Origin of the sequence: Sanguibacter suarezii NBRC 16159, from assembly GCF_001552735.1 — a bacterium.
In the GTDB taxonomy this organism is placed as follows: Bacteria; Actinomycetota; Actinomycetes; order Actinomycetales; family Cellulomonadaceae; genus Sanguibacter; species Sanguibacter suarezii.
Map to the genome: position 1 here is coordinate 25,208 of NZ_BCRT01000018.1, position 25,031 is coordinate 50,238.

A 25,031-nucleotide genomic window follows, 5' to 3' on the forward strand; every position below is an offset into this window, starting at 1 on the left:
CCTGCTGGTTCAGACCAGCAGGGCATCCGTCGTCCGGCCTGGCTCGCTCAGCGGGCGCGCAGCGCCTTGAGCACGCGCAGGCCGCCGGTGAGCATGGCCTGTCCCCGACCCTCGGGCAGCGAGAACAACGTGTCGAGCGAGAGTCCCATGCCCACGCCGAGCTGGGCGGCGACGGTCTGAGCCTCGGTGTAGGCCTCGATGCCCTCGCGCCCGTGGCGTCGCCCGAGCCCGGAGGACTTGAACCCGCCCATCGGCGCCTCGACCGAGCCCCAGGAGGCTGCGTAGCCGTCGTTGATGTTGACCGTCCCCGATCGCACCTGGCGGGCCAGCGCGCGCCCGTGCGCAACGCTGCGGGTCCAGATGCTCGCGTTGAGCCCGAACTCCGTCTCGTTCATGACCGTGACCGCCTCGGCGTCGCTGCTCACCACGGTGACCGACACGACAGGTCCGAAGGTCTCCTCCTGCGCGCACAGCGCCTGCGGCGGGACGCGGTCGAGGACGGTGGGTGCGTAGAACAGCGGCCCGATGTCCCCGCGGTGCACTCCCCCGGTGAGGATCCTCGCCCCGCAGGCGATCGCGTCGTCGACGTGGGTCTCCACCCGCTCCAGCTGGGCCGGGGTGGTCAGCGAGCCGACGTCGGCGGAGTAGTCCATGGCCGGTGACATGGTCAGCGCCTTGACCTTGGCCACGAAGGAGTCGACGAAGGCGTCGGCTACGGCCTCGTGGACCACCAGGCGCTCGATGGACATGCACAGCTGTCCGGTGTTGCCGAAGCAGGCCCGCACGGCGCCCGTCGCCGCTGCCTCCACGTCCGCGTCTGCCGCGACGTAGAGCGGGTTCTTCCCGCCGAGCTCGAGGGTCGCCCCGATGAGCCGCTCACCGGCCCGGGCGGCGATCTTGCGTCCGGTGGCAGTCGACCCGGTGAAGGCGATGTGATCCACCTCGTCGATGAGCGCCGCACCGACGTCGCCGCCACCGGCGACGATCTGCAGGACGTCCTCAGGCAGCCCGGCCTCTTCCAGGGCGGCCGCCGCCCACAGCGCGGTGAGCGTCGTCTGCGGGTCCGGCTTGAGCACGACGGCGTTCCCAGCCAGGAGCGCGGGCAGCACGTCTGCCAGGGCGAGGGTCAGCGGGTAGTTCCACGGGGCGATGACGCCGACGACGCCCACCGGCAGCAGGGTGACCCGGGTCTGGGTCAGCACCGGCAGCATCCCGCGCACGCGACGCGGAGCGAGGTAGGCCGCGCCGCGCACCCCGTAGTGGCGGCACACCTGGGCGACGTCACCGACCTCTTCGAAGGCGCTCGCGCGCGTCTTTCCCGACTCCGCCTGGATGAGGTCGAGCACCTCGGACTGGCGGTCCAGGACGATGTCGTGCAGGCGCAGCAGCACCTCGGCGCGCTCGAGAACCGGGACGTCGGTCCAGTAGCGTTGCGCGTCACGGGCACGGTCGACGGCACGCTCGACGTCGGCGGTGCTGGAGAGGGGCAGATCGACGAGGGGCTGGCCGGTGAAGGGCGCCACGCTGCGGTGCGACCCGGCCGAGTGCGAGGTGAGGATCCGCGCCACCAGCGGCGCGGTGAGCGCGGGCGAGAGCAGATAGCTGGCGCGCGGGTCGGTCTCAGGGTCGAGCACGCTGATCTGCGGTCCGGGTGCGGGCGTTCCAGGTGTGCTGGGCATACGGGCGAGCGTACGCCGGGCCACCGACACCTCGCCAGCGTGCTACTCGAGGCGGCGCCCGAGCACCACGCATTCCTGGTCGGAGTAGCCGAGCGAGTCGTAGAAGCCCAGCACCGACGTGTTGGACGTGCGCACCATGAGCTGGACCTTTCCCGCTCCCTGCCCTGCCAACCACGCTTCGGCGGCCACCACGAGCGACCGTCCGATCCCTCGCCCCTGCACGGCAGGGTCGACCGCGAGGTAGTACAGCCACCCCCGGTGACCGTCGTAGCCGGCCATGACGGTCCCGGCCACCTGGCCGCGGGTCCCGTCGTCACCGGTCTCACCACCGTCGGCCAGACGTGCCACGAGCACCGTCGAGGTCGCCGTGGCGACGGCGTTGGCGAGGTCGGTGGCCGGATCATTCCACGGCCGGGTGAGACCACAGGCGTGCCACAGCCCGACGACGGCGGTCGCGTCGGCGTCGGTCATCTCCGCGACCAGGGTCACGGAGGTGTCCGACGCCTGGGCGCCGCCGTCGTCCGACCGCGAGGCGGTCGTGGTCACCGCGGCTGGTACGGGGAGACGACGACCTCCACGCGCTGGAACTCCTTGAGGTCGGAGTAACCGGTGGTGGCCATGGCGCGCTTGAGCGCACCGACGAGGTTGAGCGTGCCGTCGGCCTGACGACCCGGGCCGAAGAGGATCTCCGCCAGGGTGCCGGCGGTGCCGACGCTCACGCGCTCTCCGCGGGGCAGCTGGGGGTGGTGCGCCTCGGAGCCCCAGTGCCACCCCTGGCCCGGTGCCTCCTCGGCACGGGCGAGCGCCGCACCGACCATGACAGCGTCCGCGCCGCAGGCGACAGCCTTGACGAGGTCGCCCGAGCGGCCGACGCCGCCGTCGGCGATGACGTGCACGTAGCGGCCACCGGACTCGTCCAGGTAGTCACGACGAGCAGCCGCCACGTCCGCGACCGCGGTGGCCATGGGCGCGTGGATGCCCAGGGACACGCGGGTGGTGTGGGCTGCGCCGCCGCCGAAGCCGACGAGCACGCCGGCCGCACCGGTGCGCATGAGGTGCAGGGCCGCGGTGTAGGTCGAGGCGCCGCCGACGATGACGGGGACGTCGAGCTCGTAGATGAAGCGCTTGAGGTTGAGCGGCTCGGCGTTGCCCGAGACGTGCTCGGCGGAGACGGTCGTGCCACGGATGACGAAGAGGTCCACCCCGGCGTCGACGACCGTCTGGTAGAACTCCTGGGTCCGCTGCGGGGAGAGCGCGGCCGCCACGGTCACGCCGGCGGCGCGGATCTCCTTGAGGCGAGCGGTGATGAGCTCGGGGAGGATCGGGGCGGAGTAGATCTCCTGCATGCGGCGGGTCGCGTTCGCGGCGTCGAGGGACGCGATCTCGGCGAGCAGCGGCGTCGGGTCCTCGTAGCGGGTCCACAGACCTTCGAGGTCGAGCACACCGAGGCCGCCGTGGCGGCCCAGCGCGACAGCGGTCGCGGGGCTCATGACCGAGTCCATCGGTGCGGCGAGGATGGGCAGCTCGAAGTGGTAGGCGTCGATCTGCCAACCCACCGAGACGTCCTCGGGGTCACGGGTGCGGCGGGACGGTACAACCGCAATGTCGTCGAAGGAATAGGCGCGCCGTCCGCGCTTGCCTCGGCCGATCTCGATCTCGTTGCTCACGCGACAAGGTTACCGCCCATCTGCTCGGGACCGTGGCGTGTGCTCACCGCGAGTGTCAGTGCCCCCTGAGATGCTGTCCGCGGTGGTCGTCGACCGACGCTCCACCACCCGCACCGCGACGACCACGACGACCACGAGCTCGTCGGTCAGGAGAAGATTTCATGACGTGGACAGCAGGCCCGCTGCTCGGCTTCGACACCGAGACGACCGGCGTGGACGTGACCACCGACCGGATCGTCACGGCCGCCCTGGTGCGCCGGGACGAGAGCGGTTCGCACGTCCGCACGTGGATCATCGACCCGGGCGTGCCCATCCCCGCCGAGGCAGCCGCCATCCACGGTGTGACCACAGAGATGGCCCAGGCCCAGGGCACCGCCCCCGCCGAGGCGCTCGAGGAGATCGCCTCCGCGCTCGCCCAGGCGCTCATCGAGGGGGTCCCCGTGGTGGCCTTCAACGCCACCTTCGACATCTGCATCCTCGAGGCCGAGCTCGCCCGCCACCAGCTGGCGTCGTTGTCCGACCGGATCGGCCGCGAGGTCAGCCCGGTGATCGACCCCCTCGTGCTGGACCGTGCGGTCGACCGGTACCGCCGTGGCAAGCGCAAGCTCGTCGACCTGTGCGGCGTCTACGGCGTCGGCGGCGACGGGGACCTGCACAACGCCGACGTCGACGTCATCGCGACCCTGGACGTGCTGGCCGCGATGACGGCTCGCCACCCCGACCTCGCCGAGCTCGAGCTCACCGCTCTGCACGCCTACCAGGCGGCCGAGCACACCAAGTGGGCGGTGAACTTCAACTCCTGGCGCGAGTCCAAGGGACTCACCGGACCGGGGGCTGGAGAGTCGTGGCTGAGCGACCACCGTCAGATCGGTGCCGGTCAGCCCACAGGCTGAGCTGGCGGCGGCTGACGAACTCCCGCCGCTGACCGCTGAGCGGGTCGGTGAACTCGATCGACCGGGCGAGCAGCTGCAGCGGCGCGGAGTAGTCGTCGGGGGCGACGTCGTAGAACCGCGGGTAGAAGTTGTCGTTGCAGATCGCCAGGCCCAAGGAGGCCATGTGCAGACGCAGCTGGTGCGTCTTGCCGGTGCGCGGGCGCAGCTCGTACCGCCCGAGGGTGCGACCGTCCGCGCCTGTGCGGACCTCTACGAGATCGATGAGGCTCTCGCTGTTGGGCTCCCCCGGGATCTCCTGGGCCTCCAGGGTGCCCAGCTCCTTGATGATCCGGCTGCGCACGGTCTGGGGGAAGGTCAGGTTCGGATCGACCTGTGCCACGGCCTCGTAGGTCTTGGTCACGGTCCGCTCGGCGAACATCCGCTGGTAGGCCCCTCGCACGGCCTGCCGGGTGGTGAAGACCAGCACCCCGGCGGTGATCCGGTCAAGGCGGTGGGCGGGGCTGATCTCCGGCAGGTTCAGCTGGCGGCGCAGCCGCACGACGGCCGACTCCACGACGTACGCACCCCTCGGGGTGCTGGCCAGGAAGTGCGGCTTGTCGATGACCACCAGGTCCTCGTCATGGTGGAGCACGTCGATCTCGAAGGGCACGCGCGGCTCGACCGGAGCGTCGCGGTAGAGGAAGACCAGAGCGCCGGGGACGAAGGCAGACCCTTCGTGGAAGGGTCGCCCCACCTCGTCGACGACCTCCCGCCCGGCGACCTTCTCCCGCAACCGGACAGCGTCCTCGGGGAACCGGGCCACGAGGTAGTCGAGGACCGTCGCCCAGCTGCCCTCGCCGTTCCCAGGGTGAGGCATCTGCAGGCGCACCGGGTTGAGGCCGTCCCGCACCGGCAGCGGTGCGGGACGGGACCCGCGGGCCCTGCTCAGCGGCCCGTGTAGTTCGGGGCCTCGACGGTCATCTGGATGTCGTGCGGGTGGGACTCCTTGAGCCCGGCCGGGGTGATCCGGACGAACTTTCCGCGCTCCTGCAGCTGGGGGATCGTGTGGGCTCCCACGTAGAACATCGACTGGTGCAGCCCGCCCACGAGCTGGTGGGCGACGGCGCCGAGCGGTCCGCGGTAGGGCACCTGACCCTCGATGCCCTCAGGCACGATCTTGTCGTCGCTGGCCACGTCCGCCTGGAAGTAGCGGTCCTTGGAGTAGGAGGCCTTCTTGCCGCGCGAGGCCATGGCGCCGATGGACCCCATACCGCGGTAGTGCTTGTACTGCTTGCCGTTGACGAAGACGAGGTCCCCGGGGCTCTCATCGCAGCCGGCCAGCAACGAGCCGAGCATGACGGTGTCCGCACCGGCCACCAGCGCCTTGGCGATGTCGCCGGAGTACTGCAGACCGCCGTCGCCGATCACCGGGACTCCCGCCGGCTTGCAGGCCAGGGATGCCTCGTAGATCGCGGTGACCTGCGGGACGCCGACGCCGGCCACCACGCGGGTGGTGCAGATCGAGCCGGGGCCCACGCCGACCTTGACGGCGTCGACTCCGGCGTCGACGAGGGCCTGCGCGCCGGCCCGGGTGGCGATGTTGCCGCCGATGATCTGGACGTTGGAGAAGAACGGGTCAGACTTGAGCTTGCGGATCATGTCCAGGAGCAGGCGCGCGTGACCGTTGGCGGTGTCCGCCACCAGGACGTCCACACCGGCCTCTGCGAGAGCACCGGCCCGCTCGAGAGCGTCGCCGAAGAAGCCGATCGCGGCACCGACCACGAGGCGCCCTTCGCCATCCTTGGTCGCACCCGGGTACTGCTCGGTCTTGACGAAGTCCTTGACCGTGATGAGTCCGCACAGTCGCCCGGCTGCGTCGACCAGCGGGAGCTTCTCGATCTTGTGCTTGCCCAGCAGCGCCGCGGCGTCGTCGCGGGAGATGCCCTCAGGTCCGGTGACAAGAGGCATGGGGGTCATGACCTCGTGGACGCGACGGGTGGCGAAGTCGCCGGCCGGGACGAAGCGCAGGTCACGGTTGGTGATGATGCCGACCAGCGTGCCGGCCTCGTCCACCACGGGGAGGCCGGAGACGCGGTACTGGCCGCACAGCGCGTCGAGCTCGGCGAGGGTCGCACCGGGGCTGACGGTCACCGGGTCGGTGATCATGCCGGACTCCGACCGCTTGACGAGGTCGACCTCCTTGGCCTGAGCCTCGATGGAGAGGTTGCGGTGCACGATGCCGATGCCGCCTTGGCGCGCCATGGCGATGGCCATGCGCGACTCGGTGACGGTGTCCATCGCAGCGGAGAGGAGGGGGACGGAGACAGAGATCTCACGGGTCAGCCGGGCTGTGGTGTCGACCTGGCTGGGAATGACGTCCGTCTCGTTGGGGAGAAGCAGGACATCGTCATAGGTGAGCCCGGTAAAACCGAAGGGGTCGTGGGACTGCGCGCTGCTCGACTCGTTCATGCATGGAGTCTACTCAACGAGATCTGCGATCGTCACGGCCCCCGTCCGCTGCTCGGACTACCGTGCGACCGCGAGCACCTCGTGCAGCAGACCCTGGAAACTACGCACCCGCGTGACGTTCGCCGAGAGCGGCAGATCTGCCGCGGCGTCGTCGCTGCTGAGCCCGACGAAGATCGGCAGCGCAGGCTTCGCCTCATGGAGGGCGTGCACGATCCCGAGCTCCGGACGTGTGAGAGACGTCACCAGGACGGTCGCCACCGGACGCACCATCGTGACGAGCTCCATGGTGCGGTGAGCGTTCGCCGGCCCGGTGACGATGCGTGCGGTGATGTCCTGGGCGACGAGGGCGGCGGCGAGCGCATGCATGGCGAGCGGCTGGGCGTCGTCGGCCGCGCCGAACAGGAGCACGATCTTCTTCATCTGGCTCGGGTGCGGAGAGCTGACGCCGGTGAGCCGGGCGGTGCGCTCTTCGCGCGCTCGGATGAAGTCTGCGAGCACCCGCAGCGTGGCACTGGCGAGGATGATCTCCGGCGCCTCACCAGGCTTGGTCAGCACGGTGCGCTCGGCCAGCCGGTGCACAGTGGGCTCGACGAGGGTCATCCACCAGTCGGCGGGGTCCTGGTCGATGTCGAGCGCCAGGAGACGTTCGCAGGCCGCGACGTTGCCGTGCAGGACCGCGTCGATGACATCGGTGGGAGTCGGTACGTGGTGGTCCACCGGGGCCGCGAGCCGCAGCACCGCGCGGGGTCGCTCGGGCTGGCCGGTGGACTCGGACTCATCGGCGCTGGTGCGGCCGGAGCCGGCGATCCCTTGCAGAGAAGGCATCCCACCGGCCGGGGCGCGGTCCGCGTTCTGCGGTGCGTCAGCCTGGGCGAGCGACTGCCGCAACTCGGCCTCGAGCTGTTCACGGGTCGTGGCAGACAGGTCGACAGCAAGCGCTGCGCGCGCGGCGTCGACCGGGGCTACCCCCTCCAGCGCGAGGCGGCGCATCACCATGAGGCGGGCGACGTCCTCGTCGGAGTACCTGCGGTGGGCACCCGCTGAGTGCTCGGACGGGCCGAGCCCGTAGCGCCGGTCCCACGTGCGCAGGGTCGCCGGAGCGACGCCGAGACGACGAGCCACTGCGGCGACTGCGAGCCCTGGCGACTGGAGTCCCGAGTCGCCGCTTCCTGAGGTGGAGTCCTCGGAAGCGTCCTCGGTCGGTCGCAGATCCGTCATGACTTGATTGTGCCGACAGTCGAGCCGGAGTGCCACCTGGCTCGCCTGCCGACCGCCGAGAAGTTGGAGCGATTCACAACTTGTTCACGCACGTCACAGGGCATGAGTCGCGGGAGAGCGCGCCCAGTCTGGGCGGCTTGGGTGGGGATGCGCGGGCGCTTTTACCCCGATCCCGACAACTCACCACAGCACGAGTTGTTCGCCTGTCGTTCAGGCACAGCCTTGAACAACTTCTGAAACGGTTGTACCTTGAGCGGGTGGTTGTCGGCGACACCGGCAACTACCAGGGAGATCACCCTCCCCCAGAACTTGAACGACAGCACAGGCACCACGCAGATGCATCGCCCCGACGACCGAAGGATGGCACCCGATGACCGAGCTCTCACGACTCCCCGGCCCCGTGATGGACCTCTGGGAGTGGCAGTACCAAGGATCGTGCCGCGACGTCGACGACACCCTCTTCTTCCACCCCGAGGGCGAGCGCGGCGCAGCGCGACGCCGTCGGGCCGAAGCCGCCAAGGCCATCTGCCAGGGCTGCCCCGTCATGATGGAGTGCCGGGCCCAGTCCCTCGCAGTGCGTGAGCCGTACGGCGTCTGGGGCGGCCTCAGCGAGGACGAGCGCGCAGCCGCGCTCGCCGGCATCGCGTCGACGACCACCCGCCGGGTGGGCTGAGAGTCGAGCTGGGCCGACCGCGGTCTCGCCGACGTAGGCCTCGTACTGCCGATGGGCTTCCGTCGGCGCACCGTGCGAGTCGTGCAGCAGTCCGGCGTCGAGATCAGCCAGCACCAGCGCGGCCACCAGGCGGAGCGACTCCGCCCGCGCGGCCCCCTGGTCATCCCAGGCTTCTAGCTCCGTAGGGCCATGGCGCGGCACCACCGCACCGAGGTCATGCGGTCCTGGAGGAGCCCAACCAGCCCGGCACCACGTCCGCCGGATTTTCCCGGACCCCAGTCGAGCATGAGGTCCTCCGCAAGAGCCCCCATGCGGACTCCTCGATCACGCCCGCCTATACGTAGACGTCCCATTTAGCAAGGTTGGAAAACTGCAGTTCTGGCGTGCAGCTGCGACTCTCAGGCGATCCTCGGGCCGCCCCGGGGCCGCGTCCTCACCGCACCCGGCCTGGTCCGCGGCGACGTGCTGTCACCGATGACGCACAACGCCGTCGCGGCGATCACGGTCGAGGTGCTTGCCGCCGCTCGGCGTCTGCAGGTGCAGCGCGCGCGGGGCTGACACCCTCCCCACAACGAACAAGGCCCCGCAACGACAAGGTTGCGGGGCCTTGCTACGTCACGCTGTGATCAGTTGACGACCACGGCGAGGATGTCACGAGCCGAGAGAATGAGGTACTCCTCGCCGGAGTACTTGATCTCGGTTCCGCCGTACTTGCTGTAGATGACCTTGTCACCGACTGCGACGTCGAGCGGGACGCGGTTGCCGTTGTCGTCGACACGGCCCGGACCCACTGCAAGGACCTCGCCCTCCTGGGGCTTCTCCTTGGCAGTGTCAGGAATGACAAGACCAGAGGGCGTGGTCAGCTCAACTTCGAGAGCCTTGACGACGATCCGGTCCTCGAGCGGCTTGATGGAGACCGACACGCGGATCCCCTTTCGCTAAAGAGATGCAGGACAGTTCAGAGTGGCCACGCGCTGGCCGGACCGCCGTCGCGGGGGTCGGTCACGAGCAGGTAAGTCGCCAGGGACAAATCTATGCCCGCGTTAGCACTCGGTCAAGGCGAGTGCCAACATCGGACCGACCTGGCGCCTCGCCAGGCACCGCCGCCGCGCCGCGAGGCGCTTCCCCACCCATCTTGAGGTCACGTCATGACGAGCCGATGACCGCCTCTTTTCCTTGCAAAATCCACCCTCGAATCGATTCGACAACGACGCCGAGCACGGCATACGCTCACCATCACAGACGACCACTCGCTTGGGCATCGCAGCGCAGCAGACCTGGCCGGATGGACACTCACCCCTGCTCGCGGAAGCACGCCCACCCATGGCCAAGAGCCTCACCACCGGACACCCGGCCAAGATCATCCTGCTGTTCACCGTGCCGCTCCTCATCGGCAACGTGTTCCAGCAGCTCTACGGATTCGCCGACGCCTTCGTCGTCGGGCGCCTCATCGGGATCGACGCCCTCGCGGCCGTCGGCTCGACCGGCGGCCTGTCCTTCCTGCTGCTCGGCTTCGCCTGGGGCATGACAGCAGGGCTCGCGATCCCCACCGCCCAGGCCTTCGGCGCCAAGGACGAGGCCGGAGTACGGCGCTCGGTCGCCGCCGGAGCCATCATCACCGGCGCCTTCGCCGTCCTGCTCACCGCCGTCGCGGTGCCCATCGCCCGGCCGCTGCTCGAGCTCATGCGGACCCCGCCGGAGATCCTCGACGACGCGACCCTCTTCATCGTGGTGACGTTCTGGGGCATCGGGGCGACGATGTTCTTCAACTTCCTCTCCAGCACCATCCGCGCCCTGGGCGACAGCCGCACCCCCCTGGTCTTCCTCGCGATCTCCTGCGTGCTCAACGTCGCGCTGGTGTTCTTGTTCATCGGGTCCTTCGGCATGGGGGTCGACGGCGCAGCGCTGGCCACCATCACCTCCCAGCTCGTGTCCGTCCTGCTGTGCCTGTGGCTGATCGCCAAGAAGATGCCGATCCTGCGTCTGCGCCGCACGGACTGGCGAGTCACCACGGCTGACCTCGCGGTCCACCTGAGGCTCGGCCTGCCCATGGGCTTCCAGTCCTCGATCATCGCGATCGGCACACTGGTGCTGCAGTACGCCCTCAACGGCCTCGGCGCCGAGTCCGTCGCCGCGTACACCGCCGCACAGAAGGTCGACGCCCTCGCCGTCGCCCCGCTCGCCTCCTTCGGTCTGGCCATCGCGACCTTCACCGCCCAGAACTACGGAGCACGGTCCTACCAGCGCATCCGCGGGGGCGTCCGAGCGACCTGCGCGATGTCGGTCGCCTTCAGCCTGCTCATCGCCGGCGTGAACATCACCTTCGGGCCCTCGATCATCCGTCTCTTCGTCGGCAACGACGAGACCCACGTGGTCGACCTGGCGCAGACCTACCTCATCATCAACGGCATCTTCTACATCGCCCTCGGGCTGCTCTTCGCCGTCCGTGGCGCCCTGCAGGGCCTGGGCAAGACCTTCATCCCCACCCTCGCCGGTGTCATGGAGCTCATCACCCGGGTCGCAGCCGCCCTGCTGCTCGCCAAGCACTACGGCTTCGTCGGGGTGGCGCTGGCCGCTCCCCTGGCCTGGATAGCTGCTCTCATCCCGGTCTGGATCTCCTGGGTCAAGCAGCGACGCTGGCTGCTGGAAGAGGAGCGATTCCACGCTGCCGACGCCGCGCGCACCGTCGAGCTGCACGCGCCAGACCCCCTCGTGGCAGTCGGGGTCACCCCTGAGCAGACCGACCCGATCGTCACGGCCGAGCTCGACGTCCAACGCGCCCACGCTGAGGAAACCACCCACCCCTGAGCGCGGGCATCCCACCGACGGGATGACAAACCCGGCATACTTGGCGACACATCGTCGCCAGGGGGTCACAAGCCGTGGGTACACCGCAGTCGCGTGTCGGGGTCTACATCGACTTCGACAACATCGTCATCTCGCGCTACAACCTCGTCCACGGCAAAGGCACGTTCCAGAAGCACAAGGTCCGCGAGACCGCCCACCTGCCGGAGACGGTCCTGCGGTCGGTCGAGGCCACCGTCGACATCGAGGCGATCCTCCACTTCGCGGCCTCGCTCGGCACGGTGGCTCTCGCCCGCGCCTACGCCGACTGGTCCGCGCCCTTCAACACGCGCTACCGCGATCCCCTGGTGTCCCGAGCGGTCGACCTCACCCAGCTCTTCTCGACCACCACCCTGCACAAGAACACCGCCGACATCCGGATGGCCGTCGACGTCGTCGAAGACCTCTTCCGGATCGAGGACCTCACGCACGTCGTGATCGTCTCCGGCGACTCCGACTTCGTCCCGCTGGCCCAGCGTGTGAGACGGCTCGGCCGTCGCGCCGTCGGTATCGGGATGGCGGGCGCCACCAGCGCCGCTCTCGCCGGCGCCTGTGACGTCTACGTCGACTACGACGCTCTCCCTGGCACCACCCCACCAGCACCCGCGCCCGACGCCACGCGCTCGCTCGTGCACGCGGCCGCGGCGTCTCAGGTGGTTCCGCAGGCGCCGCTGGTCCAGTCTGCGAAGGCATCTGCCAAGCCCAAGCCTGCGCAGGCGAAGAAGAAGCCGGCTCAGACCAAGGCGACCAAGCCCGTCGGGAACGCCCCGAAGAAAGGGCCGAGCGCCCTGCTGGTGCGAGCACTCCGACGGGCTCACGCCGCCAGCGACGCACCCTGGGTCCTGCCTACTGCGGTCAAGGACCACATGGTGGCTCTCGACCCGTCCTTCGCCGTGAAGCCCCTGGGGTATGCCTCGTTCTCCTCCTTCATCACCTCGCGCTCTAGCATCGTCGAGGTCGATTCGACCGACCCCCAGCGCCGCCTGCGCCTGCGTCCGGCCTTCGTCACCGCCTGACCGCACCTCGAGGTCGTCGCACCCCTCCCATGACGTGAAAGGATCGCGTCATGGATCCCGCTGCACTCGCCAAGCTCCTCGACCAGGAGGCGTGGGCTCTGCTCAACGCCCTCCCGCCCTATGAGGAGAAGCTCGCGATGGTGCTCTCGGAGCGCCTGCGCGCCAAGGGCTTCGACCCCGAGGTCGTCGCCCTCGTGCTCACCCAGTCTCGGCTGCGCGCCAAGGCCGAGCCCAAGTTCGGTCCCTTCGCCGACGGCATGCTCTTCACCCCGGCCGGTCTGGAGCAGGCCACCCGACTGGTCGTCGCGGCCCGGCACGCCCAGCGTTACCTGGCTGCCGGCATCGAGCGGGTCGCCGACCTGACCTGCGGCATCGGTGCGGACTCGATGGCCTTCGCCGGAGTTGGGCTGTCCGTGCTTGCCACCGACATCGACGAGGCCACGGCCGCTGTGGCGACCGTCAACCTGCGCGCCTTCCCCGAGGCTGTCGTGCGCCACACCGACGGCCTGAGCCTGGACTTCGAGGCGGAGGGCTTCACCGGGGGCCGCGGCGGGATCTACGCCGACCCGGCCCGTCGCACCCGCGCCGGCAAGCGCATCTTCGACCCCAAGGCCTACGCCCCCGCCCTCGACGACGTGTGGGCGCTGCGCGACCGCGTGCCCGCCGTCGGCATCAAGGTCGGTCCGGGCATCCCGCACGACGGACTGCCCGCCGACTGCGAGGCGCAGTGGGTCTCGGTCGACGGCGACGTCGTCGAGGCCGGCCTGTGGTTCGGCCCCCTCGCTGCCGACGGCCACGGGCGCACCGCTCTGCTGCTGCGCACCCGCGACGGGCAGACCCTCGCACGCACCGTGCGCGGCGACGGCCTCGACGCCGAGCCCGGTGCCACCGGGCCGGAGTCCGTCTCCGGCGTCGGCGGTCTGGGCAGCTACCTCTACGAGCCCGACGGCGCCGTCATCCGGGCCGGACTGGTCGCCGACGCGGCCCGCACCCTGGGCGGCCGCCTGCTCGACCCGACCATCGCCTACATCACCTCCGACCTGGGCCCCGAGGCGGACGCGGACGCCCAGGGCGTCCCGCTCGCGACCGGCTACCGGATCGTGGACACCATGCCCTTCGGGCTCAAGCGGCTGCGCAGCTACCTCCGCGAGCACGACGTCGGCCGTCTGACGATCAAGAAGCGCGGGACGGCGGTCACCCCGGAGCATCTGCGCGGTCAGCTGGGGCTCAAAGGATCGGCCGAGGCGACTATCGTGCTGACCAGGGTCGCCGGCGCGCAGCACGTGCTCGTCGTCGAGCCCCTCGACCGTCCAGCCACGAACCCCACAGCGCCCGAGCGCCCGACGCCGCCGCAGCCGGCCGGGGAGATGGAGTGACCATGCACCTGCCCTTTGCACACTCAGAACGGTCGACCGTCGGCATCGAGTGGGAGCTCGCCCTCGTCGACAAGGACTCCGGCGACCTGCGCCAGGTAGCCCAGACCGTGCTCGACGGCGTCGCCCCCGCCGACGGGTCGCAGCACCCCCACATCCGCCAGGAGCTGCTGCTCAACACCGTCGAGGTGGTCTCGGGCGTCTCACGCACCGTGCGCCAGGCCGGCGACGACCTCGAGCGCAGCATCGAGGAGATCCGCACCCTGACCGACCCGCTGCGGGTCGAGCTCATGTGCGCCGGCACGCACCCCTTCGCCCGCTGGGCCCAGCAGAAGGTCACCGACAAAGAGCGCTACGCCACGCTCATCGACCGCACCCAGTGGTGGGGCCGGCAGATGCTCATCTACGGGGTGCACGTGCACGTGGGCATCGAGGACCGGAACAAGGTGCTGCCGATCTCCCGTGCGATGCTCGCGTCCTTCGGCTTCTTCCAGGCGCTGTCCGCCTCGAGCCCGTTCTGGGGCGGCAAGGACACCGGCTACGCCTCCAACCGCGCGCTGATGTTCCAGCAGCTGCCCACCGCGGGCCTGGGCTTCCAGTTCGAGGAGTGGTCCCAGCTCGAGGGTTACGTCGCGGACATGATGCACACCGGCGTCATCGACCAGTTCGACGAGGTCCGCTGGGACCTGCGCCCCTCCCCCCGGTTCGGCACCCTGGAGACCCGCATCTGCGACGGCGCCTCCAACATCACCGAGGTGCTCGCCTTCGCCGCCCTCAACCACTGCCTCGTGGAGCACCTGTCGACCATGCTCGACGAGGGCAAGGAGCTGCCCACGATCCCGCCGTGGTTCGCCCAGGAGAACAAGTGGCGCTCGGCCCGCTACGGCATGGACGCCATCCTCATCCTCGACAAGCACGGCAACGAGGAGCTCGTCACCGACGCCCTCTCCCGGCTGCTCGTCGAGCTCGAGCCGGTCGCGGCTCGCCTGGGATGCCTCGAGGAGCTGGACAGCATCCGCACGATCATGCGCCGCGGCGCCGGGTACCAGCGTCAACGTGCAGTCTCCCGCCGCAACGGCGGCGAGCTGGACGTCGTCGTCTCCGCCCTGGTAGCCGAGATGCGAGCCGGCAAACCCCTCTAACCCACCCCTCCCTCCCTCCCCAGCCCGCTGAGTGCTGGGTTGTGCACGCAGAACAGCGGCGTGTCGCGTGCACAACCCAGCACTCATGGGCGGCGCCCGGGATGGGGGCGGTGCGGCGGGTGGTGGGAGATCGTCCGCCGGTAGTTGGTTATGCCGGGTAGCGGGTATAGGCTGATTCTGTGACCGTTCGCGACCCCCAGCTGCTCAAGGGCATCCTGCCCACGCTCGTGCTCGCTCTGCTGCGCCGCGAGGAGTCCTACGGGTACGAGCTCGTCACCCGACTCCAGGCCGGCGGCCTGACCGACGTCGCGACGGGCACCGTGTACCCGATTCTCACCCGCCTCGAGCGGGAGGGATCGATCACCTCCCGGCTGGTCCCGTCGGCGTCGGGTCCTGCGCGCAAGTACTACGCCCCGACAACCGCAGGGACCGCCCGCCTCACCCAGGGGCTCGAAGCCTGGCACGACCTCATCGACGTCGTCGACACACTCACTGGAGAGCCCTGATGCCGACCACCACCAGCCCGAGCCCCATCGACAGCCTGCGACGAGAGTGGTTCCTCACCAAGCTCTCCTTCCACCTCGAGGACCTCCCTCGCCGGGACCGTCGCGCGATCTACGCAGACCTGCGCGCCGATCTGACCGATGCCGCACGCGAGCACGGGATGCGCACCGCCATCGCGGACCTCGGCCCGTCAGCCCGTCTTGCCCATGACTACCGAGCCGCTCAAGGACGCAAGCTCCCCCGGTGGTGGGTTGGCGGACTGGTGGCTGGGTTCCTCGCAGCGCTCATGATGTTCATGCTCCTCGCCTACAGCGTGGGGATGCTCGATGCGGTCGCCAGCTCGGACGGTGCCATGACATCCGCACAGGGCTCGTTCTTCTGGACCCGAGTGTCCGTGGAGTACACCCCGGAGGCGCTCTCGTCGTCCTTCGAGGGCGTCGGGCCGCTCGTGGGTCTCGTCCTGACCTTCGCGACGTTCTTCATCGCGGCCCGCGGCTGGCGCCTGTGGAGCCGACGGCCCTGACGGACCGCTCCGCCGCAGCAGTCAGTTCCAGGCCCAGCTGGCCAGGATCGACTCGACGGTGGGCTCGAGGGTGACCGTCTCGTGCGGCTTGCGCAGGAACCCGACGATGTAGAGCCAGCCGTCGTGCTCGAAGTACCTGTCGGAGAGCTCGTGGCCGCTCATCTCGATGTCCCGGCGCACCATCTCCGGGAAACCGGCACGAGTCTCCACCGACGTACCGACGACCGTGATGCCGTCGTATCCGCCCAGTCCAGCGACGTGCTCCCGCGGTGAACCGAGGTCGGAGGTACGACCCTCGCAGGTGACGAGCAGCGCCGACCCGGCGTCGTCGAGCATCACGCTCGCCAGCGACACCCGGCCGCTCTGGCCCTCCATGGGCGGGCTGAGGGGAAGCCCGGGGACGCGGGTGGTGAAGCCGGGGCAGGTGTCCATGCCCGTCGTGTCCACGGTGAGCGTCTCGGCGAGGGGCACCAGGTCCGCCGGTGGCGTGACTGTGACGACCTCGAGGTCACCGTCCGCCACCATCCATGCGCGCACGCCCATGCCGACCCCGCCGCAGATGACGAGCATCACCACGACCAGCAGCGCCCTCTTCACCGTCGCACCGTCTCACCCATACCGCCCCCATCGACACCCCACCCCCCAACCTTGACCCCCAGCCCCTCCACCCGATCCGTGGGTGCTGGGTCGTGCACGGCAGACACCGGCGTGTCGCGTGCAGAACCCAGCACTCAGCGGGCGCGGGGGGTGGGGGTTGGGGTGGGTTAGACGGTGATGGTGGTCAGGGGCATCGAGGAGTCGACGGGGATGTCCAGGCTCGACGGAGCGACACCCGCCCGCACGACGGCGGAGCCCAGGGCGGCGATCATCGCGCCGTTGTCGGTGCAGAACCGGATCGGCGGGATGCGCAGGGTGATCCCGGCTTCCTCGCAGCGCGCCGCGGCCAGCTCGCGCAGCTGGGAGTTGGCGGAGAAGCCGCCCCCGATGACGAGGGTGTCCACGTCGTTGCGCTTGCACGCGGCGATCGTCTTGGCGGTGAGCACGTCGGCGACGGCGAAGGCGAAGGACGCCGCGACGTCGGCCATCGGGATCGGGGTCCCGGCGTCGGTGTGCGCCTCGACCCAGCGGGCCACCGCGGTCTTGAGACCGGAGAAGGAGAAGTCGTACATGTGCTTGGCCTGGTCCTTGGCGGCGCTCAGACCCCGCGGGAAGCGGATGGCCAAGGGGTCGCCCTCGCGCGCGAGGCGGTCCACGTGCGGCCCTCCCGGGTAGGGCAGGCCGAGCAGGCGGCCGACCTTGTCGAAGGCCTCCCCCGCGGCGTCGTCCAGCGTCGAGCCGAGCTCGTCCACCTTCGTGGCGATGTCGTCCACGAGCAGCAGCGAGGAGTGCCCGCCGGAGACCACCAGCGCCATGAACCGCTCCGGGAAGTCCCCGTGCACCAGCTGGTCCACCGCCGCGTGCCCGACGACGTGGTTCACCCCGTAGAGCGGCTTGCCCAGGGCGACCGCGAGCGCCTTGGCGGCCGAGGCTCCCACGGTCAGCGGGCCGACCAGGCCAGGACCGGCGGTCACCGCGATCGCGTCGACGTCACGCAGCGTCACACCCGCCCCGACGATCGCACGCTCGATCGTGGGGACCATCGCCTCGAGGTGGGCGCGCGAGGCGACCTCGGGGATGATCCCGCCGAACCGCGCGTGCTCGTCGACCGAGCTGGCGACGGCGTCGATGAGCAGCTCGTTGCCACGGACCAGGGCTACGCCCGTCTCGTCGCAGGAGCTCTCGATGCCAAGAATGAGGGGCGCAGACATGCTTCCAAGATTACCGGTCTCGCCGAGTCCTTCAGGCGCCGGTGGCCACCGGGCGGTCCGGGTCGTTGGACCACTGCGACCACGAGCCGGGATACAGGGCGGCGTCGATCCCCAGGCTCGCCAGGACCGCAACCTCGTGCGAGGCGGTCACTCCGGAGCCGCAGTAGACCCCCACCGCCGTCTCCGTGCCCGAGGGGTCCACCCCGGCCTCGGTAAACATCGTCACGAGCTCACGGGCCGGGCGCAGCCGTCCGTCGGGGCCCAGCGCCTGCGCGGTGGGAACCGAGCGAGCCCCGGGCACGTGCCCGGCCTGCGGGTCGACCGGCTCGACCTCCCCGCGGAAGCGTTCGGCCGCGCGTGCGTCCAGCAGCACCCCGTCGGTGGCCAGGTCGGCTGCGGCGTCGGCGTCGAGCACCGGCAGGTGTCCTGGGGACAGCGCGACCTGGCTCTCGGGGACCACCACGTCCCCGCTCTCGAGCTCTCCCCCGCGCGCGGTCCAGGCGTCGACGCCGCCGTCGAGGATGCGCACGTCCTCCAGCCCGGCCCAGCGCAGCAGCCACCAGGCGCGCGCCGCGGACTGCCCGCCGACGCCGTCGTAGACCACGACCGGCACGCCGGGACGCACGCCCCAGCTGCGTGCGGAGTCCTGCAAGGACTCCAGGCTCGGCAGCGGGTGCCGCCCGGCAGCCGGGCTGGCCGGTCCGGCGAGCTCGGTCTCCAGGTCGACGAAGACCGCGCCGGGGATGTGGCCACCCTGGTAGGCCTCGCGGCCGTCGCTGCGGCCGAGCGCCCAGCGCACGTCGAGCACCGTCACGGGCTTGCCGGACTCCAGGATCCCGGCCAGCTCGGCCGGCCCCACGAACACCCGGGCACGCCGGGCGTCGAGGTCCGCGTCGACGTCGTTCACTCCGTCTCCGTCTCCGCCGTGGTGGCGGCCGCAGGCAGGTTCAGCCGCATCGTGTACGCGTCGACGTTCTCGGGTTGGTAGTACCGCTTGCGCAGGCCCAGCCGCGTGAAGCCGTACTTCTCGTACATGCCCAAGGCTGCAGCGTTGTTGACGGCCACCTCGAGCAGGATCGCCGTGGCGCCCAGCTCCCGGGAGCGGTCGATGAGCGCGGTGAGCATCTGCGAGCCGATCCCGCAGTGCTGGGCGCGCGGCGCGACACCGATGGTCATGATCTGCGTGACGTCCCCGTCGAACCACAGCCCCGCGTAGCCCACGAGCTCCCCGGGGCCCGGCCGATCTTCGCGGATCTCCTCCGCGGCGATGTACCAGCGCCCCGGGCCGCCGAGCTCCTCGGCGAGCATCCCGTAGGTCCAGGCGCTCGGGCCGAACATCTCCACCTCGAGCTCGACCACCCGTGCCAGGTCCGAGGCGCGCAACGGTCGCAGGCGCGCCCGTGTCCGCGGCGGGGTGTTCATCGGTGCGCTCACCCTGTGGCTCGTTTGCGGGCAGGCGGTTCCTGCGCGTCGGGTCGGCGCAGGTACAGCGGTTCGCTGGGCAGGTCCTCCCCGGCCGCGACGCGGGCCAGCGCGAGGCGGGCCAGGTAGGCCGGGTCCGGCAGGCATGGTGCGTCGTCAGGCGTGGTCGCGTCGGCGAAGGCGTCCCCGTACATCTCGGTGCCCTGCCCGACGACGATCGCGTCCTGGGCGTGCCCGGCGGCCACCACGTCGGTGGCGGCGGCGACGCCGGGACCGGCGGTGGTGTGCACCGCGCGGGCGCCCAGCACGTCCACGTCGTCGACGGTGTACCGGGCGTAGTAGACCTCGCTGCGCCGCGCATCCGTGGCCACCAGGACGTGCGACTCGTGCGGCAGGTCGAAGACGTCGGCGGCCTCGGAGGCGATCGCGTCGAGGCTGGAGATGCCGAAGACCGGGATGCCCAGGGCGTGCGCCATGGTGCGTGCAGTGACCAGGCCCACCCGCAGCCCGGTGAACGGGGCCGGGCCGGTGCCGACGACGATCGCACGCAGGTCGGCCGGGGTCAGCCCGCCCTCGGCGAGGACCTCTTCGATCATCGGGGCGAGCAGCTCGGCGTGCCGGCGCGACTCCACCACCCGGCGGGCCGCGAGCTGCGTACCCAGGTCGTCGAGCAGGGCGACGGCGACCGCCGCGGACGTATCGAGCGCTAGAACTGCCACAGCCTCAGCCTACTGACTTCTCGGGCGCGGCGGGCGACGAGTCCTCGACCACCGTGGTGCCAGGGACCTCGACTCCCGCCCATCGCGGACCGAAGCCGTGGACGCGGACCCGGCGGACCCCGGCCTCGGCGTCGGCGAGGATCTCCTCGAGGTCCGCCCCGCCGCGGGGACGTTCGACGGTGATCTCCAGGCGGTCCCGGGACAGCCGCTCCACGAGTCCGTTCCCCCACTCCACGACGGTCACGGAGTCGTCGAGGCTCGCGTCCAGGTCGAGGGCGTCGACGTCGTCGAGGGAGGACAGGCGGTAGGCGTCCACGTGAACCAGGGCGGGGCCGTCAGCGAGCGGAGGGTGGACCCGGGCGATGACGAAGGTCGGGGAGGCCACCTGGCCGCGCACTCCCAGCCCGTCGCCGATGCCCTGGGTCAGGGTGGTCTTCCCGGCTCCCAGGTCGCCGGTGAGCATGACGAGGTCGCCGGCCCGCAGCAGGCCCGCGAGGGTGCGGCCGAAGGCGCGGGTCGCCTCGGCGTCGGGCAGGTCGATGGTGCGGACCGGGGATCCGGTCTCGGGGCTGGTCATGCGCTCAGTCCTCTCCGAGGTAGACACGGGGCACCCGGTCTCCCAGGCGTGTGGTGATCTCATAGCTGATGGTCTGCGCGGCGTCCGCCCAGTCCTGGGCGGTCGGGCCGCCGTCGGCGCCGTCCCCGAAGAGGACGACGCGGTCGCCTGCCTGCTCCTGTGCTCCTGGTCCGAGGTCGAGGACGAACTGGTCCATGCAGACCCGCCCCGCCACCCGCAGTGTCCGTGCGGTGGGTCCCGCACCGACCCGCACCGGCGCTCCCGTCGGGCCGGTCGCTGCGGCCGGGCCCCCTGAGGCGTGGCGCGGGATGCCGTCCGCGTAGCCGAGCGGCACCACGCCGAGCACCGTGTCGGCTGGCGTGGTGTAGGCGTGCGCGTAGGACACCCCGGTCCCGGCCGGGACCGCCTTGACCGTGGCGAGCTGGGCCTCCAGAGTCATGGCTGGCCGCAGGCCGAGCTCGGTCGGTCCGGCGAGGTCGGGGACCGGGGACAGTCCGTAGACGGCGAGGCCGGGACGGACCAGGTCGTAGTGCATGCGCGGGTTGGTCAGGGTGGCCGCAGAGTTGGCGAGGTGGCGCACCTCCAGGTGCGCACCCGCCTGCTCGGCCAGGCGCACCGCGGCGTCGAAGACGTCCGCCTGGGCCAGCACCGTGGGGTGGACCGGGTCGTCGGCGAAGGCCAGGTGCGACCAGATGCCGACGATCTCCACCAGGCCTGCGGACTGCGCGGCGACGGCGCCGGTAAGGAAGGCGGGCAGGGCGTCCAGGGTCAGCCCGTTGCGGCCCAGGCCCGTGTCCACCTTGACGTGCACCCGTGCGACCCGGTTGCGCTCGCGCGCTGCGGCGACCACCTCGTCCAGCGCCCACGGCGCCGCGACGGACACGTCGACGTCGGCGTCGAGGAGGTCTCCCAGCGGCGCGCCGGGGGCGTAGAGCCAGGTGAGGATCCGGCCGGTCACCCCGCCCGCGCGCAGCGCGAGCGCCTCGGCGATCTGCGCGGTCCCCAGCCAGGTCGCCCCGCCCTGGACGGCTGCCCGAGCCGAGGGCAGCAGGCCGTGCCCGTAGGCGTCTGCCTTGACCACCGCCATGACCTGGGCTGTGCGATCGAGGGACGGCGCGGCGTGACCGGCGAGCGCGCGGACGTTCGACCGGATCGCGGTGAGGTCCACGAGCGCCCGCGCGGGGAAGTAAGTGCTCATGGTCACCGATTCTCTCACCGCCGCCCTCACCGCCCGCGCACGACCCCGTCCGCCCGGGCGCGGGTGGCCGTGACGAGGTCGGCGTTCGCCTGGTCCGGCCCCAGGGTCCAGGCACGTGCCTGCTCGGGGGTGCGCCCGTGCCCCGCATGCCGGGTGACCAGGCGTTCCACCCGGACGTCGTCGGGGACGTCGAGGTACCAGGTCTCGGTGAGCAGCGAGCGCACGGCCGCCCACGGGCCGTCGTCGAGCAGCAGGTAGTTGCCCTCGGTGACGACGACCTCGACGTCCGGCTCGACGGCGATCGCCCCGGCCACCGCCTCCTCGAGGTCACGGTCGAAGGTCGGGGCGTAGACCGTCTCACCCGGCGTGCCGGGCGAGGTGAGGCGTCGCAGCAGATGGACGTACCCGGCCGCGTCGAAGGTGTCTGGGGCGCCCTTGCGGTCCTGGCGGCCCAGCCGGACCAGCTCGGCCCCAGCCAGGTGGAAGCCGTCCATGGGCACGCAGACGGCAGCGGTGCCCGCCGACCGCAGCGCAGCGACGAGCCCGGTGGCGACCGTCGACTTCCCCGAGCCAGGCGGCCCGGCGATCCCGACGACGACGCGCCGGTCCGAGGCCCCCGCGAGCAGCTCCAGCACCCGGGCGGGCAGGTCGTCGGGGTCGTAGGCGGGCTGGGCGTGGGCCGCGCGGAGATCCGTCATGCCAGCAGCTCGGCGATCGTGGCGGGCAGCGCCTGGGCCACGTCGAGGGCGGCGACCGGGCCGCCGGGGTTGGCCCGGTGGGCCGCGCGCCCGTGCAGCAGGGACGCCGAGGCGGCCAGCAGGGCAGGCAGCCCGGGATCCTTGACCGCGGCCGTGCTGTGCGCCGCGAGCAGAGCTCCGAGCAGCCCGGTGAGCACGTCCCCCGCGCCCGCGGTCGCCAGCCAGGACGGGCCGTCCGCCTGGGCGTAGGTCACCCCCGGGCCGACCACCACCGTGGTGGCGCCCTTGAGCAGGACCGTCGCGCCGGTCAGCTCGCGGGCGCGACGGGCCCACACGAGCGGGTGGGCCTCGACGTCGGCGCGTTCCACTGACTCCCCCCGCGAACGCAGCAGCTCGGCGAGCTCGCCGGCGTGCGGGGTGATGACCACCCAGGGCGGGCAGTCGACCGGCAGCAGACCGATCGCGCCGGCGTCGACCACCGCCGGGACCGCCTCTCCGGCGACGTCTGCGGCCAGCAGCCCGGTCACCTGCGCGAGGGCCTGGCGGATGCGTGCCTGCTGCGCGCGGGAGGCGTCGTCGGTGACCGCGGGGGCCGCGGGCACCCCGGGGCCCAGCGCCCAGGCCTGCACCCGGCCGCCGGCCGGGACGGCCTCGGGCCGGGCCGCGAGCACCGCCGCGGTCACCTCCCGCGAGCCCAGGTAACGCACCATCCCGACGCCGGCGCGGACCGCGCCGCTGACGGCGAGCACCGCGGCGCCGGGGAACTGCTGGGTGCCGGCGACCACGCCGAGCACCCCGCGGGTGTACTTGTGCGCCCCGGGCGGCGGCGGGGCGAGGATGCCGCGCGCCGCGAGGTCCGCAGCCGCGAGCCGGCGGACCGTGCTGCGCGGTGCCAGGTCGAGCCCGAGGTCCACGACCTCGATCCGGCCAGCTCGCTCTGCGGCCGGGGGCAGCAGCAGCCCGGGCTTGACGGCACCGAAGGTCACGGTCAGGTCAGCGGTCAGGACAGCCTCGTCGGCGGCGCCGTCGTCGACGCCGATGCCGCTCGGCAGGTCCACCGCGACGACCACAGGACGAGCGCCCGGAGGCAGCCCGGCCAGCGCCGCCCCGGTCGCGCGGGCGAGGTCGCGCGCGCCGCCGCGCAGGCCACCGTTCCCCCCGATCCCGAGCAGGCCGTCGAGCACGACGTCGGCGGACCGCACGAGCGCGGCCGCGTCGGCGGGTGCCACGGACGCGACGGTGCCGCCGGCCGCGCGCAGGGCCGCGAGCCCGGCGTCGTGCACGCGGTCTGCGGCGAGCACGGCACAGACGTGGACGCCGCGGCGCGCGAGAAGTGCGCCGGCCATGAGGGTGTCGCCGCCGTTGTTCCCCGGACCCACGAGCAGGACCGCGCGGGTCCCGCTGAGCACCGGGCGCGCGGTCCGCCCACGACCGGGGACGGGCGCGGTGCGCGGGTGCTCGCGGAGCTCTCGGACCACTGCGCCGGCGAGGGCGAAGGCAGCACGAGCCATGAGCGGCTCGCCTCGCGCCAGGAGCGGCGCCTCGGCTGCACGGACGACAAACGACTCGAAGGCCTCGATCATCTGGCCATCATGCCGTGCACGCCCAGGTCATGCGTAGTGTGAGCTCATGCGATTTGGACTCTTCATCCCACAGGGCTGGCGCCAGGACCTCACCGGTATCGCCCCAGCCGACCACTGGGCCGTCATGAACGGCCTCGCCCAGCGCGCCGACGCAGGGTCGACCTTCGACTCGGTGTGGGTCTACGACCACTTCCACACCGTCCCCGAGCCCATCCACGAGGCAACCCACGAGGCATGGTCGCTCATGGCCGCCTTCGCGGCGTCGACCTCGCGCGTCAAGCTCGGGCAGATGTGCACGTGCATGGCGTACCGCAACCCCGCCTACCTCGCCAAGGCAGCCACGACGGTCGACGTGATCAGCGGCGGGCGCGCTCAGATGGGGATCGGAGCCGGGTGGTACGAGCACGAGTGGCGGGCCTACGGCTACGGCTTCCCCGCCGCGGGTGCGCGGCTGGACGCCCTCGACGAGGGGGTGCAGATCATGAAGCAGATGTGGACCCAGGGGTCGGCGACCTTCTCCGGCACGCACTTCCAGGTCGACGGCGCGCTCAACTACCCGCTGCCGCTCCAGGACGGCGGGCTGCCGCTGTGGATCGCGGGGGGCGGGGAGAAGAAGACCCTGCGGATCGCCGCTCAGCACGCGGACTACACCAACTTCGACGGGACGCCGGAGGGCTTTGCGCACAAGTCGGCCGTGCTGGCCAAGCACTGTGCGCACCAGGGGCGCGACGTCGCCGAGATCACCCGGTCGGCCAACTACAACGTGGTCATCGGCGAGACGGAGAAGGACGTCGCCGACCGCCTCGCCTGGATCGGGGAGCACTACGCCGCGACCGTCCCGGCGAAGGCAGCGAGCACGGTCGAGGACTTCCGCAAGGGCCCGCTGGTGGGGACGCCGGAGCAGATCGTCGAGACGCTCACCGGGCTGCAGAAGCTCGGGATGACCTACGCCATCACGTACTTCGCTGAGGCGGCCTACGACCGGTCCGGCATCGAGCTCTTCGAGACGCAGGTCGCCCCGGCCCTCGCCTAGCCGGTCCCTCCGG

The 25,031-nt window shown here is 71.3% G+C and carries 25 protein-coding genes; 9 read left to right on the forward strand and 16 right to left on the reverse strand.

Going from position 1 to position 25,031, the window contains the following annotated elements; all coding sequences use genetic code 11:
- Positions 1 to 47 precede the first annotated feature (47 nt).
- The 3 genes from SS2_RS12335 to SS2_RS12345 are packed head-to-tail and all read right to left on the reverse strand — an operon-like array spanning position 48 to position 3,346.
- On the reverse strand, positions 48 to 1,679 hold the full coding sequence (locus SS2_RS12335) for a succinic semialdehyde dehydrogenase (RefSeq protein ID WP_083942201.1): 1,632 nt from the start codon (positions 1,677 to 1,679) through the stop codon (positions 48 to 50).
- Positions 1,680 to 1,721: 42 nt separating this feature from the next.
- On the reverse strand, positions 1,722 to 2,225 hold the full coding sequence (locus SS2_RS12340) for a GNAT family acetyltransferase (RefSeq protein ID WP_439646311.1): 504 nt from the start codon (positions 2,223 to 2,225) through the stop codon (positions 1,722 to 1,724).
- Positions 2,222 to 3,346, reverse strand: a complete 1,125-nt coding sequence (locus tag SS2_RS12345) for a GuaB3 family IMP dehydrogenase-related protein (protein WP_066464545.1) — start codon at positions 3,344 to 3,346, stop codon at positions 2,222 to 2,224. The genes SS2_RS12340 and SS2_RS12345 overlap by 4 nt, the downstream gene beginning before the upstream one ends.
- 161 nt (positions 3,347 to 3,507) lie before the next feature.
- Here SS2_RS12345 and SS2_RS12350 point away from each other — a divergent pair, with 161 nt between their 5' ends.
- On the forward strand, positions 3,508 to 4,239 hold the full coding sequence (locus SS2_RS12350; RefSeq protein ID WP_066464547.1) for an exonuclease domain-containing protein: 732 nt from the start codon (positions 3,508 to 3,510) through the stop codon (positions 4,237 to 4,239).
- Here the strand turns inward: SS2_RS12350 and SS2_RS12355 are convergent.
- From SS2_RS12355 to SS2_RS12365, 3 genes are all read right to left on the reverse strand, one after another.
- Positions 4,166 to 5,095 (reverse strand): pseudouridine synthase, encoded by a 930-nt coding sequence (locus SS2_RS12355; RefSeq protein WP_066464753.1) that lies wholly within the window; start codon positions 5,093 to 5,095, stop codon positions 4,166 to 4,168. The two genes, SS2_RS12350 and SS2_RS12355, sit on opposite strands and share 74 nt — an antisense overlap.
- Before the next feature lie 68 nt (positions 5,096 to 5,163).
- Positions 5,164 to 6,687 (reverse strand): IMP dehydrogenase, encoded by a 1,524-nt coding sequence (guaB, locus tag SS2_RS12360; RefSeq protein WP_066464549.1) that lies wholly within the window; start codon positions 6,685 to 6,687, stop codon positions 5,164 to 5,166.
- A 57-nt stretch (positions 6,688 to 6,744) separates the two neighbouring features.
- Positions 6,745 to 7,905, reverse strand: coding sequence for a MerR family transcriptional regulator (locus SS2_RS12365; RefSeq protein WP_066464550.1), 1,161 nt, complete (start codon positions 7,903 to 7,905; stop codon positions 6,745 to 6,747).
- A 370-nt stretch (positions 7,906 to 8,275) separates the two neighbouring features.
- Here SS2_RS12365 and SS2_RS12370 point away from each other — a divergent pair, with 370 nt between their 5' ends.
- Complete coding sequence (locus SS2_RS12370) at positions 8,276 to 8,578, forward strand: WhiB family transcriptional regulator (protein ID WP_066464551.1); 303 nt, start codon at positions 8,276 to 8,278, stop codon at positions 8,576 to 8,578.
- A 626-nt stretch (positions 8,579 to 9,204) separates the two neighbouring features.
- Here the strand turns inward: SS2_RS12370 and groES are convergent.
- Positions 9,205 to 9,501 (reverse strand): co-chaperone GroES, encoded by a 297-nt coding sequence (gene groES / locus SS2_RS12375; RefSeq protein ID WP_066464552.1) that lies wholly within the window; start codon positions 9,499 to 9,501, stop codon positions 9,205 to 9,207.
- Positions 9,502 to 9,901: 400 nt separating this feature from the next.
- On the opposite strand from groES, the gene SS2_RS12380 reads away from it, so the two are divergent.
- The 6 genes from SS2_RS12380 to SS2_RS12405 all read left to right on the forward strand — a co-directional run bounded on the left by SS2_RS12380 (position 9,902) and on the right by SS2_RS12405 (position 15,980).
- Positions 9,902 to 11,386 carry an MATE family efflux transporter gene (locus SS2_RS12380; protein ID WP_083942202.1) on the forward strand — a complete coding sequence of 495 codons (1,485 nt, stop codon included), beginning with the start codon at positions 9,902 to 9,904 and terminating at the stop codon, positions 11,384 to 11,386.
- A 74-nt stretch (positions 11,387 to 11,460) separates the two neighbouring features.
- Positions 11,461 to 12,438: an NYN domain-containing protein gene (locus SS2_RS12385; protein ID WP_066464554.1), complete on the forward strand. Its 978-nt coding sequence runs from the start codon at positions 11,461 to 11,463 to the stop codon at positions 12,436 to 12,438.
- A gap of 50 nt (positions 12,439 to 12,488) precedes the next feature.
- Positions 12,489 to 13,814, forward strand: coding sequence for a class I SAM-dependent methyltransferase (locus tag SS2_RS12390; RefSeq protein ID WP_066464556.1), 1,326 nt, complete (start codon positions 12,489 to 12,491; stop codon positions 13,812 to 13,814).
- Positions 13,815 to 13,816: 2 nt separating this feature from the next.
- Positions 13,817 to 14,953 (forward strand): glutamate--cysteine ligase, encoded by a 1,137-nt coding sequence (locus tag SS2_RS12395; protein ID WP_066464557.1) that lies wholly within the window; start codon positions 13,817 to 13,819, stop codon positions 14,951 to 14,953.
- Positions 14,954 to 15,132: 179 nt separating this feature from the next.
- The gene (locus SS2_RS12400) at positions 15,133 to 15,459 is read left to right on the forward strand and encodes a PadR family transcriptional regulator (protein ID WP_066464563.1); all 327 of its coding nucleotides are present in this window, start codon (positions 15,133 to 15,135) and stop codon (positions 15,457 to 15,459) included.
- On the forward strand, positions 15,459 to 15,980 hold the full coding sequence (locus tag SS2_RS12405) for a hypothetical protein (RefSeq protein ID WP_066464565.1): 522 nt from the start codon (positions 15,459 to 15,461) through the stop codon (positions 15,978 to 15,980). Before SS2_RS12400 ends, SS2_RS12405 begins: the two co-directional genes overlap by 1 nt.
- A 21-nt stretch (positions 15,981 to 16,001) precedes the next feature.
- On the opposite strand, the gene SS2_RS12410 is transcribed toward SS2_RS12405, so the two are convergent.
- From SS2_RS12410 to SS2_RS12450, 9 genes are all read right to left on the reverse strand, one after another.
- Positions 16,002 to 16,577: a hypothetical protein gene (locus SS2_RS12410; RefSeq protein WP_066464567.1), complete on the reverse strand. Its 576-nt coding sequence runs from the start codon at positions 16,575 to 16,577 to the stop codon at positions 16,002 to 16,004.
- Positions 16,578 to 16,744: 167 nt separating this feature from the next.
- Positions 16,745 to 17,788 carry a tRNA (adenosine(37)-N6)-threonylcarbamoyltransferase complex transferase subunit TsaD gene (gene tsaD, locus SS2_RS12415; protein ID WP_066464576.1) on the reverse strand — a complete coding sequence of 348 codons (1,044 nt, stop codon included), beginning with the start codon at positions 17,786 to 17,788 and terminating at the stop codon, positions 16,745 to 16,747.
- 31 nt (positions 17,789 to 17,819) lie between these two features.
- The gene (locus SS2_RS12420) at positions 17,820 to 18,695 is read right to left on the reverse strand and encodes a sulfurtransferase (protein WP_083942203.1); all 876 of its coding nucleotides are present in this window, start codon (positions 18,693 to 18,695) and stop codon (positions 17,820 to 17,822) included.
- Positions 18,692 to 19,222, reverse strand: coding sequence for a ribosomal protein S18-alanine N-acetyltransferase (rimI, locus tag SS2_RS12425; RefSeq protein WP_245643561.1), 531 nt, complete (start codon positions 19,220 to 19,222; stop codon positions 18,692 to 18,694). Before rimI ends, SS2_RS12420 begins: the two co-directional genes overlap by 4 nt.
- Positions 19,219 to 19,929, reverse strand: a complete 711-nt coding sequence (gene tsaB, locus SS2_RS12430) for a tRNA (adenosine(37)-N6)-threonylcarbamoyltransferase complex dimerization subunit type 1 TsaB (protein ID WP_066464579.1) — start codon at positions 19,927 to 19,929, stop codon at positions 19,219 to 19,221. The genes rimI and tsaB overlap by 4 nt, the downstream gene beginning before the upstream one ends.
- Positions 19,930 to 19,933: 4 nt before the next feature.
- Complete coding sequence (tsaE, locus tag SS2_RS12435) at positions 19,934 to 20,506, reverse strand: tRNA (adenosine(37)-N6)-threonylcarbamoyltransferase complex ATPase subunit type 1 TsaE (protein WP_066464581.1); 573 nt, start codon at positions 20,504 to 20,506, stop codon at positions 19,934 to 19,936.
- Positions 20,507 to 20,510: 4 nt separating this feature from the next.
- Positions 20,511 to 21,704, reverse strand: a complete 1,194-nt coding sequence (alr, locus tag SS2_RS12440; RefSeq protein ID WP_066464762.1) for an alanine racemase — start codon at positions 21,702 to 21,704, stop codon at positions 20,511 to 20,513.
- A 26-nt stretch (positions 21,705 to 21,730) separates the two neighbouring features.
- Positions 21,731 to 22,402 carry a nucleoside/nucleotide kinase family protein gene (locus SS2_RS12445; RefSeq protein ID WP_083942204.1) on the reverse strand — a complete coding sequence of 224 codons (672 nt, stop codon included), beginning with the start codon at positions 22,400 to 22,402 and terminating at the stop codon, positions 21,731 to 21,733.
- Positions 22,399 to 23,985 (reverse strand): bifunctional ADP-dependent NAD(P)H-hydrate dehydratase/NAD(P)H-hydrate epimerase, encoded by a 1,587-nt coding sequence (locus SS2_RS12450; protein ID WP_066464583.1) that lies wholly within the window; start codon positions 23,983 to 23,985, stop codon positions 22,399 to 22,401. The genes SS2_RS12445 and SS2_RS12450 overlap by 4 nt, the downstream gene beginning before the upstream one ends.
- A gap of 46 nt (positions 23,986 to 24,031) precedes the next feature.
- Here SS2_RS12450 and SS2_RS12455 point away from each other — a divergent pair, with 46 nt between their 5' ends.
- Complete coding sequence (locus tag SS2_RS12455) at positions 24,032 to 25,018, forward strand: LLM class F420-dependent oxidoreductase (RefSeq protein WP_066464585.1); 987 nt, start codon at positions 24,032 to 24,034, stop codon at positions 25,016 to 25,018.
- Positions 25,019 to 25,031 lie beyond the last annotated feature (13 nt).